The following is a 16,447-nucleotide window of genomic DNA, read 5'->3' on the forward strand; positions in this document are numbered from 1 at the left end:
GTCGAGAGGTTCCGAATTTGTAACCATGAACCGCTGAGTCGGTATTTTTCCCCTCGCCGATGCGGTCCGGCGAACGCTCAGGCAGCGGGCACGCCGGCTGACCCGCCGATCAGTCCGGGCCGGTTTTCGGACGCCCCCGACAGCAGCCGGCGCACCTCCGCGGCGGCGGTGCGGCCGGCCCGGTTCGCGCCGATGGTGCTCGCCGAGGGGCCGTAGCCGACGAGCTGCAGCCGGGGCTCGCGCACCGCCCGGGTGCCGTCGACCTTGACGCCGCCGCCCGGCTCGCGCAGCCGCAGCGGGGCGAGATGGTCGAGCGCCGAGCGGAACCCGGTCGCCCACACGATCACGTCCGCCTCGTGGTGCCGCCCGCCGGCCCAGGCGACCCCGCCGGCGGTGATCCGCTCGAACATCGGCACCCGCTCCAGCACGCCCTTGGCCAGCGCGTCGCGGACGACGGCGGTGTGGCCGAGCCCGGTGACGCTGACGACGCTGCGCGGCGGCAGCCCGGCCCGCACCCGCTCCTCGACCAGCGCGACGGCCTCCCGGCGGGCCTGCTCGCCGAACTCGCCGTCGCGGAAGTCGGGCTCGCTGCGGGTGACCCAGAGCGTGCTCGCGGCCACCCCGGCCAGCTCCGACAGCACGTGCGCGGCCGAGTGCCCGCCGCCGACCACGACGACGCGCCGCCCGGCGAACTCCGCCGGCCCCCGGTAGGAGGCGTAGTGGAGCTGCCGGCCGCCGAACGCGCGGGCGCCCGGGTAGTAGGGCCAGTACGGGCGCGTCCAGGTGCCGGTGGCGTTGACCACCGCGCGGGCCGCCCACTCCCCCGCTCCGGACACGACGGTGAGCCGGTCACCCGGCAGCACGGCGGTCACCCGGACCGGCCGCAGCACGCGCAGCCCGGCGCTCGCCTCGTAGCCGGCATAGTAGGCGGGCACCACCTCGGCGGCGGGCCGCGCGCCGTCGACCTCGGGCTCGCGGCGCACGCCCGGCAGGTCGAAGATGCCGTGCACCTTGTCCATGGTCAGCGTCGGCGACCGGTGCCGCCACGCGCCGCCAGGCCCGTCGGCCGCGTCGAGCACCAGCGGCTCGAAGCCGAACCTGCGCAGGAAGTACGCGGTGGACAGGCCCGCCTGCCCGGCGCCGATGACCACGACGTCGATCTCCTCCATGTCCTGTCCCAACCACGCGGGCGCCCGCCGTCTTCCTTGACAACCCCACACGTTATGAACGATCGTTCATGAACGTACGTTCACATGGAGGCGCGATGATCGTCAACGAGCACCAGTCCGAGGCGTGGAACGGCTACGAGGGCGCCCACTGGGCCGGCCACCCCGACCGCTACGACGCCGTCAACAGCGGCTTCAACGACCACCTGCTCCGGCACGTCGCCGACGGCGACCGGGTGCTCGACGTCGGCTGCGGCACCGGCCAGATCAGCCGCCTGGCCGCGCGCCGCGCCCGCCACGTCACCGGCGTCGACCTGTCGGACCCCATGCTGGAGACCGCCCGCAGGCTGGCCGCCGCCGAGGGGCTCGGCAACGTCGCGTTCGAGCGGGGCGACGCGCAGGTCCACCCGTTCGAGGCGGGCGCGTACGACGTGGCGACGAGCCGGTTCGGGATCATGTTCTTCGCCGATCCGGTGGCCGCGTTCGCCAACATCGGACGGGCGCTGCGGCCCGGCGGGCGGGTGGCGTTCCTGGGCCTGCGCGACCCGGGCGACCTCGGCACGGTGCTCGCCGCCGTGGCCGCCCACCTGCCGGAGGCGCCGCCGTCGCCCGACGGCACCTCGCCGCTCTCGCTCGCCGATCCCGGCCGCGCCGCCGAGGTGTTCACCGCCGCCGGCTTCACCGGCGTCCGGGCCGAGGCGGTCGAGGCCGAGCAGGTGCTGGGCCGCGACGCGCGCGACGCCGCCGACTTCCTGGCCGCAGGCGGCCCGCTCCGCCACCACCTCCGGCACTCCGACGCCGGCTCCGCCCGCCGTGCCCTCGCCGCCCTGGAGCCCGCGCTGCGCCCCTTCGAACGCGACGGCGCCGTACGGCTGCGCGTCACCGCCACCCTGATCACCGCCACCCTGATCACCGCCACCCAGGACACCGCGACCCTGGACACCGCCACCCTGGACACCGCCACCCGTCCCGCGGGCGGCCGCCCGTGAGCCCGCGCAAGGCGGGGGCGGTGGGCGGGGACGTGACGCTGCCCGAGCACCTGGTCGCCGCCGCCGGACGCCTGATCGCCCGCCAGGGCGCGGCCGGGCTCACCGTACGGGCCGTCGCCCGCGAGGCCGGGGTGGCCGACGGCGTCCTGTACAACCACTTCGCCGACAAGGACGAACTGCTCGCCCAGGCCCTGCACGCGCACGTCCGCACGGTCGCCCGCGCCCTCCCCCCGCTGCCGGAGCCCGGGACGGGCGACCTGGAGGCGAACCTGCTGGCGTACGTGTCCTACGGCGTGGAGTTCCACCGGGCGATCATCCCCGCGTTCGCCGGCCTGCCGGCCCAGCCGGGCATCCTGACCCGGTTCGCCGCCCTCGGCGGCGGCCCGGACCTCAAGGAGACGCTGGCCGGCTACCTGCGCGAGGAGCTGGCCCTGGGCCGCCTCTCCCCGTCGGCGGACCCGGACGCCGCCGCCACCATGATCGTCGGCGCCTGCCACGAGCTGGTCCTCCCCCACCTGTTCGCCGGCGCCCCGGCGGCCGCCGTCGACGTCCCGCCCGGCTTCGCCGCCCGGCTCGTCGCCACCTGCCTCCACGGCATCGGGCCGCACGGTCCGTGACTTATGGTGAGCGAGGAGTGCCGGGGCGTGTCCGGCGATGATTTCGGCCGCGCCCGCGGGTCCATCTCACGACAGGACGGCCGACCCACCGGGAGAACACGTCATGGGCCTCATCCACATCGAGCTGTTCACGACCCTCGACCTTGTCGGGCAGGCGCCCGGCGGCCCCGAGGAGGACCCGCTGGGGTTCTCGTTCGGCGGCTGGCAGGCGCCCCTGCTGGACGAGGTGGCCGGGGCGCAGGTCGCCGCCGCGTACGAGGGGACCGACGCGCTGCTGCTCGGGCGGCGGACGTACGACATCTTCGCCGCCTTCTGGCCGCACCAGGAGGGCGGCGAGGACCACGAGTTCGCGGTGCTGTTCAACCGCGTCCCCAAGTACGTGGCCTCGCGCGGCCGTCCGGACCTGTCGTGGGCCGGTTCGACTCAGCTCGGGCCGGACCTGGCCGGGGCGGTGCGGGAGATCCGGGAGCGGCACGAGCACGTCAAGGTGGTCGGCAGCCTCAATTTGGTGCAGACGCTGCTGCGGGAGAAGCTGTTCGACCGGCTCGACCTGTGGGTGCACCCGATCGTGCTCGGCAGCGGGAAGAAGGTGTTCGACGGCGGCGCGGTGCCGACGAACCTCACGCTGCTCGAACCGCCGGCGGCGAGCCCGAAGGGCACGGTCCTGCTGCGTTACGGGCTGGCCGAGGGCACACCCGCGACGGGCGACATGAGCGCGCCCGGCCGCGAGGGCTGAGAGGCGGCCGTCCGGGGGCGGCCGGGAGTGGCCCGATTGCGGACGAGTCCGTCCGGGCCTCTGTTGGACAGCCCTGACCTGCGGGTTCGCTGGTTCTCGGCAGCGGCGACAGGCGCCGCTCCCCGACAGGGATGAGGAACAGCGATGAACGACATCCGCACGGTCAAGGGTCTCTTCGCGGCGGCGGTGCTCGCCTGCGGCGTGGTCGCCCTGGCTCCGTCGGCCCACGCCGACCACCAGTCCTGCAGCAACCGGAGCGACGTCCCCGGGGTGTGCCTGAAGGTCGTCAACGAGGGCACCCGCGTCACGTACGCCGAGGCGTACCACGACGGCCGCACCGGGGCCTGGGAGGGCCACATCGACCTGCACCGCGAGGGCAGGGCGACGATCCAGCGGGGTGACTCCCGGCCGCCGCAGGCGGCGATCTGGAGCGGCGTCGACGACTACGCGCCCGGCATGCGGATCTGCGCGCAGGGCTGGGAGAAGGTCGGCGCGGGCTGGCGGGCGAAGGGCCGGACCTGCTTCACGCTCTGAGCGTGAAGCGCGGACGCCGGGCGGGCAGCCGGGGGCGCCTGTCCGGCGTCCGCGCGTGGTTTGCTCCATGCCTCCCGTGGCAGGGGGACGAAAGGCATGAAAGGGGGCTAAACCATGACGAAGCCACAGCAGCAGGAGCTCCGCAGGTCCGGAAAGGGCGCCACGGACGACAGCTCCGCGCAGGCCATCCCCGAGAAGCGGCGCGGCACCCGGGGAACCGCCCAGCCGCACGGGACGGACAAGGGCAAGAAGGGCGGCGGCAAGGGCGGCGGCGTGCCTCCCGAGCAGCGGCCGCCGCATCCGGCCTGACCGGCTCCTGGGAGGACCGCCATGCGCGACAACGGGCTGACGTTCATCGGGAACGCCACCATGCTCATCCGGTACAACGGGTTCACGCTGCTCACCGATCCGAACTTCCTGCACCGGGGGCAGGCGGCCTACCTCGGGTACGGGCTCGCGTCGCGGCGCAGGACGGACCCGGCGCTGGAGATCGAGGACCTGCCGACGCTGGACGCCGTGGTGCTGTCGCACCTGCACGGCGACCACTTCGACCGGGTCGCCCGGCGCGGCCTCGACCGCGACACGCCGATCGTCACCACCGGCCAGGCCGCGCGCCGGCTGCGGCGGCGCGGGTTCCGGCAGGCGACCGGGCTGGACACCTGGGGGCAGTACGAGCTGCGCGGCGCCGGGGGGACGCTGACGATCACCGCCACGCCGGGACGGCACGCGCCGGGGCCCGCGCAGTCGCTGCTGCCGCCGGTCATGGGCAGCGTGCTGGAGTTCTGCGACCGGGACGGGCTGATGGACCTGCGCATGCACATCAGCGGCGACACGCTGATGGACCGGCGGCTGGAGTCGATCCCGATCCGGTTCCCCGACATCGACGTGGGCGTCGTGCACCTGGGCGGCACCAGGCTGCTCGGGCTGATGACGGTGACGATGGACGGGGAGCAGGGCGCGAGCTGGGTGGACCTCATGGATCCGGACACGGTGGTGCCGGTGCACTTCGACGACTACACGGTCTTCAAGTCGCCGCTGTCGGACTTCCGCGACCACGTCGAGCAGGCCGGGCTCGGCGACCGGGTCGCCTACCTGCGGCGGGGGCAGACGCTGGAGCTGTCGGGGCGGCGCGCCCGCCAGCACCCCGGCGAATAGCACCCGGCGAGCAAGGCCGACGAGCAGGGCCGACGAGCAGGGCCGGCGAGTAGGCCCGTCAGGCGGGCGTGGCGCCGATCCTGCCGGCCAGGTCGGCGGGGAGCGGGTACGGGCGCTCGGCGGGCAGCCGGGCGGAGATGTCCTGGCCGGCACGCAGGGCCGCGCGCAGGTCGTGGACCCGGGCGGTGATGTCGGTGATCGACAGCGTCCACTCGTCGGCGTAGCGGGCGACGGCCTCGCCGGACAGCCCGATCTGGATCGAGCGGTACGGCAGCGCGTTGTGGTGCGGGTCGCGTTCCGGGTCCCACTGGACGCGCACGGGGCTGCGCCGCAGCCGCTCCGGCCAGTCGCCGCGCCCGTCGTCATGGCTCAGGCAGGAGTGCGCGAGCGCCCAGGCGAGGCCGTCGCGGGCCACCTCGATCGCCAGCACGCGGGTCTGGCCGGGCTTGGCGGCCCAGCCGCAGCGGTACATCATCCACAGGAACGACGGCTTGATCCAGGTCATCCGCTCCCGCTTGAACGGCGGGACGAACCGCTGGGCCGTGATGGCGGGAGCGGCGACGACCGGGGCGGCCGGCGGCAACGGGATTACCGGATGGCCCCGAACGCCACGGCGGTGGTCGAGGCGATCACGGTGGTGAGCACGACCATGAGGAGCACGGTGCCGAGGGGGTTCTCGCGCCGGGGCGGGGGCGCCGGGCGCGCCGCCCTGGCCCGCAGCTCCGACGCGCTGGGCGTCGGGGTCGGCGTGGGCGTGGGGGTCGCGGTGGGCGACGGGGCGGCGGCCGCGCGGGTGGCGGCGGGGGCCGGGACCCGCAGGGTGGCCCGGGGGCGGGCGGTGGCGCGGGCGCGCGGCGAGCGGCACGCGCCCACGTGCACGCTGGAGCCGGGCACGTCCACGCAGACCGCGTCGTCGTAGACCGAGACGCCCGGCACGGAGACACGCGGCCTGGGCGTGGCCTTGCGGGTGCGCGGCGTGCTGCGGATGGTGACGCCGGGCACGTCCCCCTGCCGGGAGGGCACCGTGCGCGGCACCGTGCGCGGCACCGTGCGCGGCGGAGTGCGGGCCGCCTTGCGTGGCGCCTTGACCAGCCGGTCCACGTCCACGGGCAGCTCGCCGGGCGGGGACTCGCGCCGCGCGCCCCCTCCGGACGCGGCGGCCGGGACGGCGGCGGGGGCGGCGGGGAGGCGGACCGGGGTGACGTCGGCGTCGCGGACGCCGTACAGGCCGCCCTCGGTCGCGGTGCGGCGCGGGTGCTCGGCGGTGGCGGGACCGCTCGCGCAGATGGCGAGGAGCGCGGCGGCGACGAGCAGGGGCGCGTGCCTGGCGGCCATGTCACACCCCGCCGGCGATGCGGGCGAACTCCTGCAGCGCCCCGCCGAACGCCTCCGGCCCCACGGCCAGCGGCCCGGCGAAGGCGTGGGAGATGTCGGCGGTCAGGTAGACGCCGAAGCCGAGCATCGCGGCCATCGCGCCGAGCGGCAGCAGCGACGCCCCGCGCGGCCTGGCCCCGGCCAGGAACGGGAAGACCACGACGATCAGGCCGGTGAGGACGGTCAGCAGCAGCAGCCCGTCGGGCGGGGTGGCGGCGGCGTCGGCGGCGCGCTGCGCGCGGGCGGCGGAGACGGCGGCGAGGTGGTCGAGGACGGCGCCCTTGGCCTCCTGCTCGTTCTCGGTGGCGGGCTTCAGCGCGGAGACCTGGGCGCGCAGCGTGTCGAGGCGGGCGGACCCGGACGGGTCGAGCCTGCCCTGCGCCATGACCGGCCACTCGTCCTCGACCACGAACGCGACGTACTCCTGCAGCCCGCCGCGCACCTGGGCGAGGGAGTCGGCGGGCAGGTCGGCGGCGGCCCAGTAGGCGTCGACGGCGGCCCGGCTCTCGGTGTGGGTGTTCTGCCGGGCGGAGTCGGCGGTGGTCCACGGCACGATGATGGCGATGGCGAACACCAGCAGGAACAGCGCCGACAGCATCGCGCCCGCGTGGCCCGCCGACGGGCCGTCGGCGTGCCGGTCGTCGGTGCCCTTGCGCGCCACCCGGAACACCACGGCGGCGGTCGCGACCACCCCGACCGCCGCCATGACCGACAGCATGTACGCCATCATGTGGATCTCCCTCTACCCGACGACTACTGACCGTTATCTGGCTATCACATTGCGCAATGCAAAGGAAGTCATGACGGTCACTGGACGGATCGCCGGAGCGCGCCGTCCACGGGGAAGATCCGTCCAGCCGGGCTGTCAGCCGTCCTTCCGGAGGGCGGCCCGGCCCTCGGCGGCGCCGACGAAGCGCATCTTGCCGAGCGGCACGTCGCCCGGGGCCTCGGGCGCGGGCCGCCGGGCGGGGCGGCTCCTGTCGCCGTCGCCGGGCAGCACGTAGGGCCGTCTGAGCACCTCGTCGAGGATGAACACGGTCTCGGTCGCCTTGACGGCCGGGATGTTGGCCAGCCGGTCGGTCACCATGGCGTGCACCTCGGCGACGTCGGCCACGCGGACCTGGATCATCGCGTCGTGCTGACCGGTGGTGATCGCGCAGTACTCGACCTCCGGCATCCTGGCCAGCTCGGCCCTGAACTGGCGCCACATCTGCTGCCGCACGGTCACGAAGATGAGCGCGGTGATGCCGAGACCGGTCCTGACGTGGTCGATCTCGGCGGTGAAACGCTTGATCGCGCCGTCGGCACGCAGCGCCTCGAATCGGGTGTAGGCGTTCGCGCGGGAGATGCCGACCCGCTCGGCGAGCGCGGCGACGGAGATCCTGCCGTTCTCGCGCAGGACCTCAAGGATCTTCATATGGATGTCGTCCAGCTCGAGACCGATGCCGATCCGTCCAGGCTGAGCGCCGCCCATGCCACCATTTCTGGAAATTTCACTCATTGTTACCTCTCGCCCCTTTATATCCGTCTTGGTGACCGCACGGGGCCTGGACATTCTGCCGGACAATCCTCGGCATCCTCGTTCCGAACGTCCATCTGGAGGACTCACCATGGCGACCCGCTCGCAGACGGCGGCTGTGCTGCTCGCCGGTGCACTCGCCCTCGCCGCCTGCGGAAGCGGCGGCTCACAGGCCCCTGCCGCGCAGAGCGGCGGCAAGACGCTCGTCATCGACACGTCCTTCGACCTCAAGACGGCCGACCCCGGCCGCACCTACGAGCCGACCGGCCTCATCGTGGGCAAGGCCACGTACGAGACATTGCTCACCTTCGACGGCGGCGACGTGACCAAGCCGGTCCCGGCGCTGGCGGAGTCGTACGAGCTGTCGGAGGACGGCAAGGTCGTCACGCTCAAGCTCAAGCAGGGCGCGACCTTCGCCGACGGCGCCCCCGTCACGGCCGACGACGTGGTCTTCTCGCTGACCCGGGTGCGCGACATGAAGGGCACCCCGTCGTTCCTGCTCGACGGCGTCGAGATCGCCAAGACCGACGACTCGACGATCACGCTCACGTCGGAGAAGGCCAACGCGGCGCTGCCGTACATCCTGCCGAACCCGGCGCTCGGCATCCTCAACAGCAAGGTCGTCAAGGCCCAGGGCGGCACGGCCGACGCCCAGGACAAGGCCGAGCAGTACCTGAACGGCAACTCGGCGGGCTCGGGCCCGTACCAGATCGAGTCGTTCAACGTCAGCAGCCAGGTCGTGCTCAAGGCGAACCCCAAGTACTACGGCGCCAAGCCCGCCTACGACAAGGTCGTCATCCGCAACGTCGAGGCGGCCACGCAGAAGCTGAACGTCCAGCGCGGCGACAGCCAGATCGCCCTCAACCTGTCCGGCGACCAGGTGACGAACATGCCGGCGACGCTGCAGGTCAAGAAGACCGCCTCGGCCAACGTCATCTTCCTGCTGGCCAACCAGGACCCGGCGATCAGCAAGACCACCACGAACGCCAAGTTCGTCGAGGCCGTGCGCAAGGGCGTCGACTACGCGGGCCTGCTGGAGCTGGCCGGCGAGGGCTCGACGCGGGCGCCGGGCGTCATCCCGTCGCAGCTCCTCGGCGCGCTGCCGGCCGACCGGGCGCCGGCGCGCGACGTCGAGGGCGCCAAGAAGGCCCTCGCCGAGAGCGGCCTGTCCAATCCGAGCGTCAAGCTGGAGTTCCCCAGCGAGCTGACCGTGAACGGCCTGTCGTTCCAGCCGCTGGCCGAGCGCATCCAGGCCAACCTCAAGGAGGTCGGCATCACGGTGGACCTCCAGCCCGCGCCGGTGACGGTGGCGCTGGACAACTACCGCAACGGCAAGGAGGAGATGGGCCTGTGGTACTGGGGCCCTGACTACCCCGACCCCAACGACTACCTGGCGTTCCTGCCCGGCCAGACGGTCGGCGCGCGGGCCGGGTGGAAGACCGGCTCGGCCAAGGAGATCGAGGAGGCGGGCGAGAAGGCCGCCAAGGCGATCGGCGACGAGGCCCGCACCGCCGCCTACCACGAGGTCCAGGAGAAGCTGAACGCCTCCGGCCCGTTCGTGCCGCTCATCCAGCCGGGTCAGAACATCGTGACGGCCGCCTCGGTGACCGGCGTGGAGTACCACCCGGTGTGGACGGTCGACCTGGCCGACCTGGGCGCGAAGTAAGCCGATGGCCTGGACCATGCCGCCGCTGGCGCGGTTCCTCATCCGGCGGGTGCTCACCGCGATCCTGCTGGCCTGGGGCATCACGGTGGTGACGTTCGTGCTGACGAACCTGGTGCCCGGCGACCCGGTGGCGGCCAACCTGGGCCAGCGGGCCATGAACGACCCGGCCATCGTCGCGCAGTGGCGGGCCGAGCACGGCCTGGACAAGCCGCTGTGGGAGCAGTACTGGCTGCACCTCCAGGGCATGCTCCAGGGCGACCTGGGCACCAGCCAGCAGAGTCACCGGCCGGTCGCCCAGGATCTGGCCGAGTTCGTGCCGGCGACGCTGGAGCTGGCCGGCGCGGCCATCCTGGTGTCTCTGGTGCTCGGCGTGGCGTTCGGCGTGGTCGCCGCGCTGCGCCGCGACCGGCTGCCGGACCACGTGCTGCGCGTGCTGAGCCTGATCGGCATCTCGGTGCCGACGTTCTGGCTGGCGCTGGTGGCGTTCTACGTGTTCTTCTACCGGCTGCAGATCACGCCGGGCAGCGGCCGGGTCGACCCGGCGCTCGGCCTGGCGCCCGGCGTGACCGGGTTGCAGACGGTGGACGCGCTGATCGCCGGCCGGTGGGACGTGTTCGTCTCCGCCGTCGGCCACCTCGTGACGCCGGCGCTGGTGCTGGCGCTCTACACGATCGGGCTGCTGACCCGCTTCACCCGCTCGGCGGTGCTGGAGGTGCTCGGCCAGGACTACGTGCGCGCCGCCCGGGCCAAGGGCCTGCCGGGCCGCACGGTCCTGTTCCGGTACGTGCTCCGCTCGGCGCTGGTGCCGGTCATCACGGTGGCAGGGCTGGCGTTCGGCAGCCTGCTGTCGGGGACGGTGCTGGTGGAGGCGATCTTCGCCTGGCCGGGCATCGGCCAGTACGCCTACAAGAGCGCCACCACGCTCGACCTGCCCGCCGTCATGGGCGTCGGGTTCGTGGTGGGCGTGGTCTACCTCGTCATCAACCTGATCGTGGACGTGCTGTACGGCGTGATCGACCCCCGAGTGAGGCTGCAATGAGACGGGACCCGCTGGCCCGCAAGGGGCTGCTGCGGCGCCTGCCCGAGGCCTGGCGGCAGCCGCTGGCCGTCGTGGGCGTGGTGATCGCGCTCGCCTGGCTGGTGATCGCCCTGGCGGCGCCGCTGCTGGCGCCGCACGACCCGCTCGCCCAGGAACTCCCCCGGCTGGCCCCGCCCGGCCCTGACCACTGGTTCGGGACCGACCAGCTCGGGCGCGACATCCTGAGCCGGGTGCTGTACGGGGCGCGGGTGTCGATCCCGCTGACGCTGCTGCTGGTGGCGCTGTCGGTGCTGGTCGGCGGCCTCCTCGGCGCCTGCGCCGGATATTTCGGCAAATGGGTGGACGAGACGATCATGCGGGTCGCGGACCTGGTGTTCGCGTTCCCGACGGTCATCCTGGCCATGGTGGTCGCGGCGGCGCTCGGCGCGAGCCTCACCAACGCGGTGCTGGCCGTGCTCGTCGTCGCCTGGCCCGCCTACGCCCGCGTCACCCGCGGCCTGGTGCTCGGCGTGCGTGAGCGCGAGTTCGTGCTCAGCGGGCGGCTGCTCGGCTTCTCCGCGTGGCGCTCGCTGCGCGTGGACGTGCTCCCGAACGTGACCGGCCCCATCCTGGTGCTGGCCACGTTGGACATCGGCACCGCGCTGCTGCTGCTGTCGGGCCTGTCGTTCCTGGGGCTGGGCGCCAAGCCGCCGTCGCCCGAGTGGGGCTCGATGGTGGCCTCCGGCATGGAGGTGTTCGACAGCTGGTGGGTGGCGGCCTTCCCGGGCCTGGCCATCCTGACCGTGGTGCTGGCGTTCAACTTCCTCGGCGACACGCTGCGCGACGCCCTCGACCCCCGCACCGCCCGCGCCATCAAGGAGCGTGCCCTGTGACGCTGGACATCACCGGTCTGAAGGTGTCGATCGGCGGCAAGGAGGTGCTGCGCGGCGTCGACCTCACGCTCCAGGAGGGCCGGGTGCACGGCCTGGCCGGGGAGAGCGGCTCGGGCAAGACGATGACCGGGCTGGCCGTGCTCGGCCTGCTGCCGCACGGCTCGCGTACCTCGGGAAGCATCACGCTCGGCGGCCGGGAACTGCTCACGATGCCGCCCGCCGAGCTGAACAAGGTGCGCGGCGGCGAGGTCGCGATGGTCTTCCAGGACCCCGCGACGAGCCTGCACCCGATGCTCACGATCGGCAGGCAGCTCACCGAGCACATGCGCCACCACCTGGGCCTCGGCAAGCGGGAGGCGCGGGCCAGGGCCGTCGAGCTGCTCGGCAAGGTGCGCATCCCGGGCGCGGAGGAGGCCGTCGGGCGCTACCCGCACCAGTTCTCCGGCGGGATGCGGCAGCGCATCGCGATCGCGGTGGCGCTGGCCTGCTCGCCCCGGGTGCTCATCGCCGACGAGCCGACGACCGCGCTGGACGTGACCGTGCAGGCGGGCGTGCTGCGGCTGCTGCGCGGGCTCTGCGACGAGCTGGGCCTGGCGGTGCTGCTGGTCACGCACGACCTGGGCGTGATGTCGGCGGTCGCCGACGAGGTGAGCGTGATGAAGGACGGCCTGGTCGTCGAGACCGGGCCGCGGGGCCGGGTGCTGCGCGAGCCGTCGCACCCGTACACCCGATCCCTGCTGGATTCGCTGCCGGACGCGCAGATCGACGAGGGGGGCCGATGAGCCTGCTGACCATCGACGACCTGGTCGTCGAGCACCGCTCCCCCGGCCGGCCGGTGGTCCGCGCCGTGGCCGGGGCCAGCCTGGAGGTGCGCGCGGGCGAGGTCGTCGGCCTCGTCGGCGAGTCCGGCTGCGGCAAGTCCACGCTGGCCAGGGCCGTGTGCGGGCTGAACCCGATCACCTCGGGCGGCATCTCCTTCGAGGGCGAGGCCGTCACCCCGCTCGGGCTGCGGCGGCGCAGGCTGACCGGCATCCAGATGGTGTTCCAGGACCCGTACGCGTCGCTGAACCCGCGCCGCCGGGTCGGCGACCAGATCGCCGACGGGCTGCGCACCTCGGGCGACACCACCACCCGGCCCGCCGACCTGCTGGAACGCGTCGGGCTGCCGCGCGACTTCGAGCGGCGGCACCCGCACGAGTTCTCCGGCGGGCAGCGGCAGCGCATCGCGATCGCCCGGGCGCTGGCCGCCCGGCCGAGGCTGCTCATCGGCGACGAGCCGATCTCCGCGCTGGACGCCTCGGCGCAGGCGCAGGTCGCCACCCTCATGCGCGACCTGGCGGTGGAGTCGGGGGCGGGGCTGCTGTTCATCAGCCACGACCTGTCGGTGGTGCGGCTGATCGCCGACCGGATCGCGGTCATGTACCTGGGCCGGATCGTCGAGTCCGGCGACACCGCCGAGGTGTGGGCGAACCCCCGCCATCCCTACACGCGGGCGCTGCTGGAGGCGATCCCCGCGCCCGACGGCCTGGGCGTGCTGCCCGCCGAGCTGCCGGGCGACGTGCCGGACCCGGCGGACCCGCCGGCCGGCTGCCGCTTCCATCCGCGCTGCCCGCACGTGATGGACGTGTGCCGGGTCAAGGATCCCACGTTCGGCCCGGTGGCCTGCTGGCTGCACGCCGACGACGGCCCACCGGCCCCGGCGGCGGCCGGGCGGCCCGAGAAGGCGTGATACGGAGGCCGTGGTGACGGGCATTCCCGAAGACGCGGCGCGGCTGGCCCAGGTACGGGCCGCCATGACCGGATCCGAGATCGACGCCCTGGTGCTGCGGCCGTCGCCGGACTTCCGGTTCCTGGGCGGGCGCGGCGGGGCGTTCCTCGTGGTGACGGCGGACGCGGCCGTCGAGACCGCCGACCCCGCGCCGCACGTGCCCGCGGGGGCGCGGCGGGTGGGCGTGGACCCGGAGATGCGGGTGCGGGAGCTGTTCGGGCTGGCGATCGAGGCCGAGCTGGTCCCGGCGGCGGCCGTGCTGGCGCCGCTGCGGCTGCGCAAGCACCCGGCCGAGGTGGAGGCGGTCGCGGCGGCGGCCGGAGCGGCCGAGGCGGTGCTGGCGCAGGCGCGGGAGCTGGCCTGGTTCGGCGCGACCGAGCGGGAGATGGCCGCCCGGCTGCGGCTGCTGCTGCTGGAGGGCGGCTGCGAGGAGGCTCTGTCGGTGCGGGTGTCGGCGGGCGAGCACACCGCCAGGCCCGCGCACCTGCCGGGCGAGCGGGTGATCAATCCGGGGGACGCGCTGCTGGTGTCGGTGTGCGGGCGCTGGGACGGCTGGTGCGCGGAGGCCGCGCGGGTGTTCGCCGTCGCCGAGCCGCCCGAGGACTTCGAGGCCATGTACTCGGTGGTGATCGCCGCGCACCGCGCGGCCCTGGCGGCGGTACGGCCCGCCGCCCCGGCCGGGTCGGTGGCCGCCGCCGCCCGGGCGGTGATCGAGGGCAGCGGCTACGGCCACTTCGCCGCCCCGTCGGCCGGGCGGGGGCTCGGCCTGGGCCACGACGAGGGACCCCGGCTGCGGCCGGGCGAGGACACCGCGCTGGAGCCGGGGATGGTGCTCTGCGTCGAGCCGGCCATCTACGTGCCGGACCTGTTCGGCGCCCGGGTGGCGGACGTGGCGGCCTGCACGGCGCAGGGCGCGGCGCTCCTGACGGCCGGCCCGCAGCCCCTGCTCGTCCTCGACCGCTGAGTCCCGGCTCCCATAGGACGGCTGGACGAAGGTCGGCGCGGTCTTGGTGCTCTGGCACGAATCCGTTCGGCCCCGCCGCGAAGTACGGTCGCGGTGACATCCGATCCAGGGAGAGGGCCGACAGCTTGATCGCCATCAGGGAGCTCCACGACATCGCGGAGTTCAAGCAGGTCATGGCGCTGTTCGAGGACATCTGGCAGTTCGAGCCGGCCGGCCGGCCGATCACCGTCGAGCTGATGCGGGCGCTGGCGCACGCGGGCAACTACGTGGCGGGCGCCTTCGACGGCGAGCGGCTGGCGGGCGCGTCGGTCGCGTTCTTCGGCGCGGGCGCGACGCTGCACTCGCACATCACCGGAGTGTCCCGGGCCCCGGGCACGGGTTTCGCGCTGAAGCTGCACCAGCGGCGCTGGGCCCTGGAGCGCGGCGTGGAGCGCATCACCTGGACGTTCGACCCGCTGGTGCGCCGCAACGCGCACTTCAACCTGGCCAAGCTGGGCGCCATGCCGCAGGAGTACCTGCCGGCCTTCTACGGGGTGATGGGCGACGCCATCAACCAGGGCGACGAGTCGGACCGGGTGCTGGCGGCGTGGCCGCTGACCGCGCCGCACGTGCGCGCGCTGGAGGGCGGCCGGGTGGCGCCGGCGCGGGTGCCGGCGGACGCGGTGGTGGCGCTGGCGGACGAGGGCGGCCGGCCGGTGCCCGGCCGGGCCGACGCGGCGACGGTGCTGGTGGCGGTGCCGGAGGACGTCGAGCGGTTGCGGGGCGCCGACCCGGGAACGGCCAAGGCGTGGCGGCACGCCGTACGGGACACGCTGGGCGAGATGCTGTCCGAGGGCCGCAAAGTCACGGGATTTCACAATAAATCGTTCTATGTAGTGGAGAGAGCGTGAAGATCACAGGAGTAGAGCTGCGCCGGATCGCGATGCCCCTGGTGGCGCCGTTCCGCACCTCGTTCGGCACCGAGACGGCCCGCGACGTGCTGCTGGTCCGGGTGGTGACGCCGGAGGCCGAGGGCTGGGGCGAGTGCGTGGCCATGTCGGAGCCGCTCTACTCCTCCGAGTACGTCGACGGCGCGGCCGAGGTGATCCGCCGCTTCCTGCTGCCGGCGCTGCCCGCGACGCTGGACGCCCAGTCGGCCGGCCGGGCGATGGAGCACGTCAAGGGGCACCGGATGGCCAAGGCGGCCGTCGAGACCGCGGTGCTGGACGCGCAGCTCCGGGCGTCGGGCGAGTCGTTCGGCCAGTATCTCGGCGCGGCCCGCGACCGGGTGCCGTGCGGGGTGTCGGTCGGCATCATGGACTCGGTGCCGCAGCTCCTCGACGCGGTCGAGGGCTACCTGGACGAGGGCTACGTGCGGATCAAGCTCAAGATCGAGCCCGGCTGGGACGTGGAGCCGGTCCGCGCGGTGCGCGAGCGCTTCGGCGACGACCTGCTGCTCCAGGTCGACGCGAACGCCGCCTACACGCTCGTCGACGCCCGTCAGCTCGCCAGGCTGGACGACTTCGGGCTGCTGCTGATCGAGCAGCCGCTGGCCAACGACGACTTCGTCCAGCACGCCAAGCTCGCCAGGCAGCTGCGCACGCCGATCTGCCTGGACGAGTCGATCGAGTCGGCCGAGCACGCGGCGGCGGCGATCGCGCTCGGCTCCTGCTCGATCATCAACGTCAAGCCGGGCCGGATCGGCGGCTACCTGGAGGCCCGCCGCATCCACGACCTGTGCCGGGCCAACGGCGTCGCCGTGTGGTGCGGCGGCATGCTGGAGACCGGGCTGGGCCGGGCCGCGAACGTGGCGCTGGCCGCGCTGCCCGGCTTCACGCTGCCGGGCGACACCTCCGGCTCGCGCCGCTACTACGCCACGGACGTCACCGAGCCGTTCGAGCTGCGTGACGGCCACCTGGACGTGCCGACCGGCCCCGGCCTGGGCGTGGAGCCGGTCCCGGCGATCCTGGACGAGGTCACCACGGCCACGGAGTGGATCCCGCTGTAGCGAGACGGCGGTAGTACGGCGGCAGGGCCGCCTTCCGGTGCGAAGGCGGCCCTGCCCGCTT

At 73.9% G+C, this 16,447-nt stretch carries 19 protein-coding genes; 14 read left to right on the forward strand and 5 right to left on the reverse strand.

What is annotated here, in order from left to right; all coding sequences use genetic code 11:
- Positions 1 to 77: 77 nt before the first annotated feature.
- Entirely contained in the window at positions 78 to 1,169 is a 1,092-nt protein-coding gene (locus AB0G11_RS24310) for an FAD-dependent oxidoreductase (protein ID WP_219518019.1), read from the reverse strand.
- 95 nt (positions 1,170 to 1,264) lie between these two features.
- On the opposite strand from AB0G11_RS24310, the gene AB0G11_RS24315 reads away from it, so the two are divergent.
- The 6 genes from AB0G11_RS24315 (at position 1,265) to AB0G11_RS24340 (ending at position 5,197) form a co-directional block, all read left to right on the forward strand.
- The gene (locus AB0G11_RS24315; protein WP_357588381.1) at positions 1,265 to 2,155 is read left to right on the forward strand and encodes a class I SAM-dependent methyltransferase; all 891 of its coding nucleotides are present in this window, start codon (positions 1,265 to 1,267) and stop codon (positions 2,153 to 2,155) included.
- Positions 2,152 to 2,772, forward strand: coding sequence for a TetR/AcrR family transcriptional regulator (locus tag AB0G11_RS24320; RefSeq protein WP_357588383.1), 621 nt, complete (start codon positions 2,152 to 2,154; stop codon positions 2,770 to 2,772). Before AB0G11_RS24315 ends, AB0G11_RS24320 begins: the two co-directional genes overlap by 4 nt.
- Before the next feature lie 103 nt (positions 2,773 to 2,875).
- A complete protein-coding gene (locus AB0G11_RS24325) occupies positions 2,876 to 3,508 on the forward strand; it encodes a dihydrofolate reductase family protein (protein ID WP_219519879.1) in 633 nt (210 codons plus the stop codon).
- A gap of 144 nt (positions 3,509 to 3,652) precedes the next feature.
- The gene (locus AB0G11_RS24330; RefSeq protein ID WP_219519876.1) at positions 3,653 to 4,042 is read left to right on the forward strand and encodes a hypothetical protein; all 390 of its coding nucleotides are present in this window, start codon (positions 3,653 to 3,655) and stop codon (positions 4,040 to 4,042) included.
- 114 nt (positions 4,043 to 4,156) lie between these two features.
- Complete coding sequence (locus AB0G11_RS24335; protein ID WP_219519873.1) at positions 4,157 to 4,351, forward strand: hypothetical protein; 195 nt, start codon at positions 4,157 to 4,159, stop codon at positions 4,349 to 4,351.
- A gap of 21 nt (positions 4,352 to 4,372) precedes the next feature.
- A complete protein-coding gene (locus AB0G11_RS24340) occupies positions 4,373 to 5,197 on the forward strand; it encodes an MBL fold metallo-hydrolase (RefSeq protein ID WP_357588385.1) in 825 nt (274 codons plus the stop codon).
- Between the two features lie 58 nt (positions 5,198 to 5,255).
- Here the strand turns inward: AB0G11_RS24340 and AB0G11_RS24345 are convergent, their stop codons facing one another.
- From AB0G11_RS24345 to AB0G11_RS24360, 4 genes are all read right to left on the reverse strand, one after another.
- A complete protein-coding gene (locus AB0G11_RS24345; RefSeq protein WP_357588387.1) occupies positions 5,256 to 5,780 on the reverse strand; it encodes a DUF4291 domain-containing protein in 525 nt (174 codons plus the stop codon).
- Between the two features lie 5 nt (positions 5,781 to 5,785).
- Entirely contained in the window at positions 5,786 to 6,532 is a 747-nt protein-coding gene (locus AB0G11_RS24350; protein ID WP_357588389.1) for a hypothetical protein, read from the reverse strand.
- Between the two features lies 1 nt (position 6,533).
- A complete protein-coding gene (locus AB0G11_RS24355) occupies positions 6,534 to 7,301 on the reverse strand; it encodes a DUF4239 domain-containing protein (RefSeq protein ID WP_219519861.1) in 768 nt (255 codons plus the stop codon).
- A gap of 135 nt (positions 7,302 to 7,436) precedes the next feature.
- Entirely contained in the window at positions 7,437 to 8,126 is a 690-nt protein-coding gene (locus tag AB0G11_RS24360; RefSeq protein WP_357588391.1) for an Lrp/AsnC family transcriptional regulator, read from the reverse strand.
- Between the two features lie 55 nt (positions 8,127 to 8,181).
- Here AB0G11_RS24360 and AB0G11_RS24365 point away from each other — a divergent pair, with 55 nt between their 5' ends.
- From AB0G11_RS24365 to menC, 8 genes are all read left to right on the forward strand, one after another.
- Complete coding sequence (locus AB0G11_RS24365) at positions 8,182 to 9,756, forward strand: ABC transporter substrate-binding protein (protein WP_219517719.1); 1,575 nt, start codon at positions 8,182 to 8,184, stop codon at positions 9,754 to 9,756.
- A gap of 4 nt (positions 9,757 to 9,760) precedes the next feature.
- Entirely contained in the window at positions 9,761 to 10,795 is a 1,035-nt protein-coding gene (locus AB0G11_RS24370; RefSeq protein ID WP_219517720.1) for an ABC transporter permease, read from the forward strand.
- Entirely contained in the window at positions 10,792 to 11,667 is an 876-nt protein-coding gene (locus AB0G11_RS24375) for an ABC transporter permease (RefSeq protein ID WP_246646768.1), read from the forward strand. Before AB0G11_RS24370 ends, AB0G11_RS24375 begins: the two co-directional genes overlap by 4 nt.
- On the forward strand, positions 11,664 to 12,449 hold the full coding sequence (locus AB0G11_RS24380; RefSeq protein WP_219517722.1) for an ABC transporter ATP-binding protein: 786 nt from the start codon (positions 11,664 to 11,666) through the stop codon (positions 12,447 to 12,449). Before AB0G11_RS24375 ends, AB0G11_RS24380 begins: the two co-directional genes overlap by 4 nt.
- On the forward strand, positions 12,446 to 13,396 hold the full coding sequence (locus AB0G11_RS24385; RefSeq protein ID WP_357588393.1) for an ABC transporter ATP-binding protein: 951 nt from the start codon (positions 12,446 to 12,448) through the stop codon (positions 13,394 to 13,396). Before AB0G11_RS24380 ends, AB0G11_RS24385 begins: the two co-directional genes overlap by 4 nt.
- Before the next feature lie 13 nt (positions 13,397 to 13,409).
- Positions 13,410 to 14,399: a M24 family metallopeptidase gene (locus AB0G11_RS24390; RefSeq protein WP_357588395.1), complete on the forward strand. Its 990-nt coding sequence runs from the start codon at positions 13,410 to 13,412 to the stop codon at positions 14,397 to 14,399.
- A 125-nt stretch (positions 14,400 to 14,524) separates the two neighbouring features.
- Positions 14,525 to 15,289 (forward strand): GNAT family N-acetyltransferase, encoded by a 765-nt coding sequence (locus tag AB0G11_RS24395; protein ID WP_219517724.1) that lies wholly within the window; start codon positions 14,525 to 14,527, stop codon positions 15,287 to 15,289.
- The gene (gene menC / locus AB0G11_RS24400) at positions 15,286 to 16,386 is read left to right on the forward strand and encodes an o-succinylbenzoate synthase (protein ID WP_357588396.1); all 1,101 of its coding nucleotides are present in this window, start codon (positions 15,286 to 15,288) and stop codon (positions 16,384 to 16,386) included. The genes AB0G11_RS24395 and menC overlap by 4 nt, the downstream gene beginning before the upstream one ends.
- Positions 16,387 to 16,447: the final 61 nt, after the last annotated feature.

This window comes from Nonomuraea sp. NPDC023979 (assembly GCF_040639085.1).
Taxonomy (GTDB): domain Bacteria; phylum Actinomycetota; class Actinomycetes; order Streptosporangiales; family Streptosporangiaceae; genus Nonomuraea; species Nonomuraea ceibae.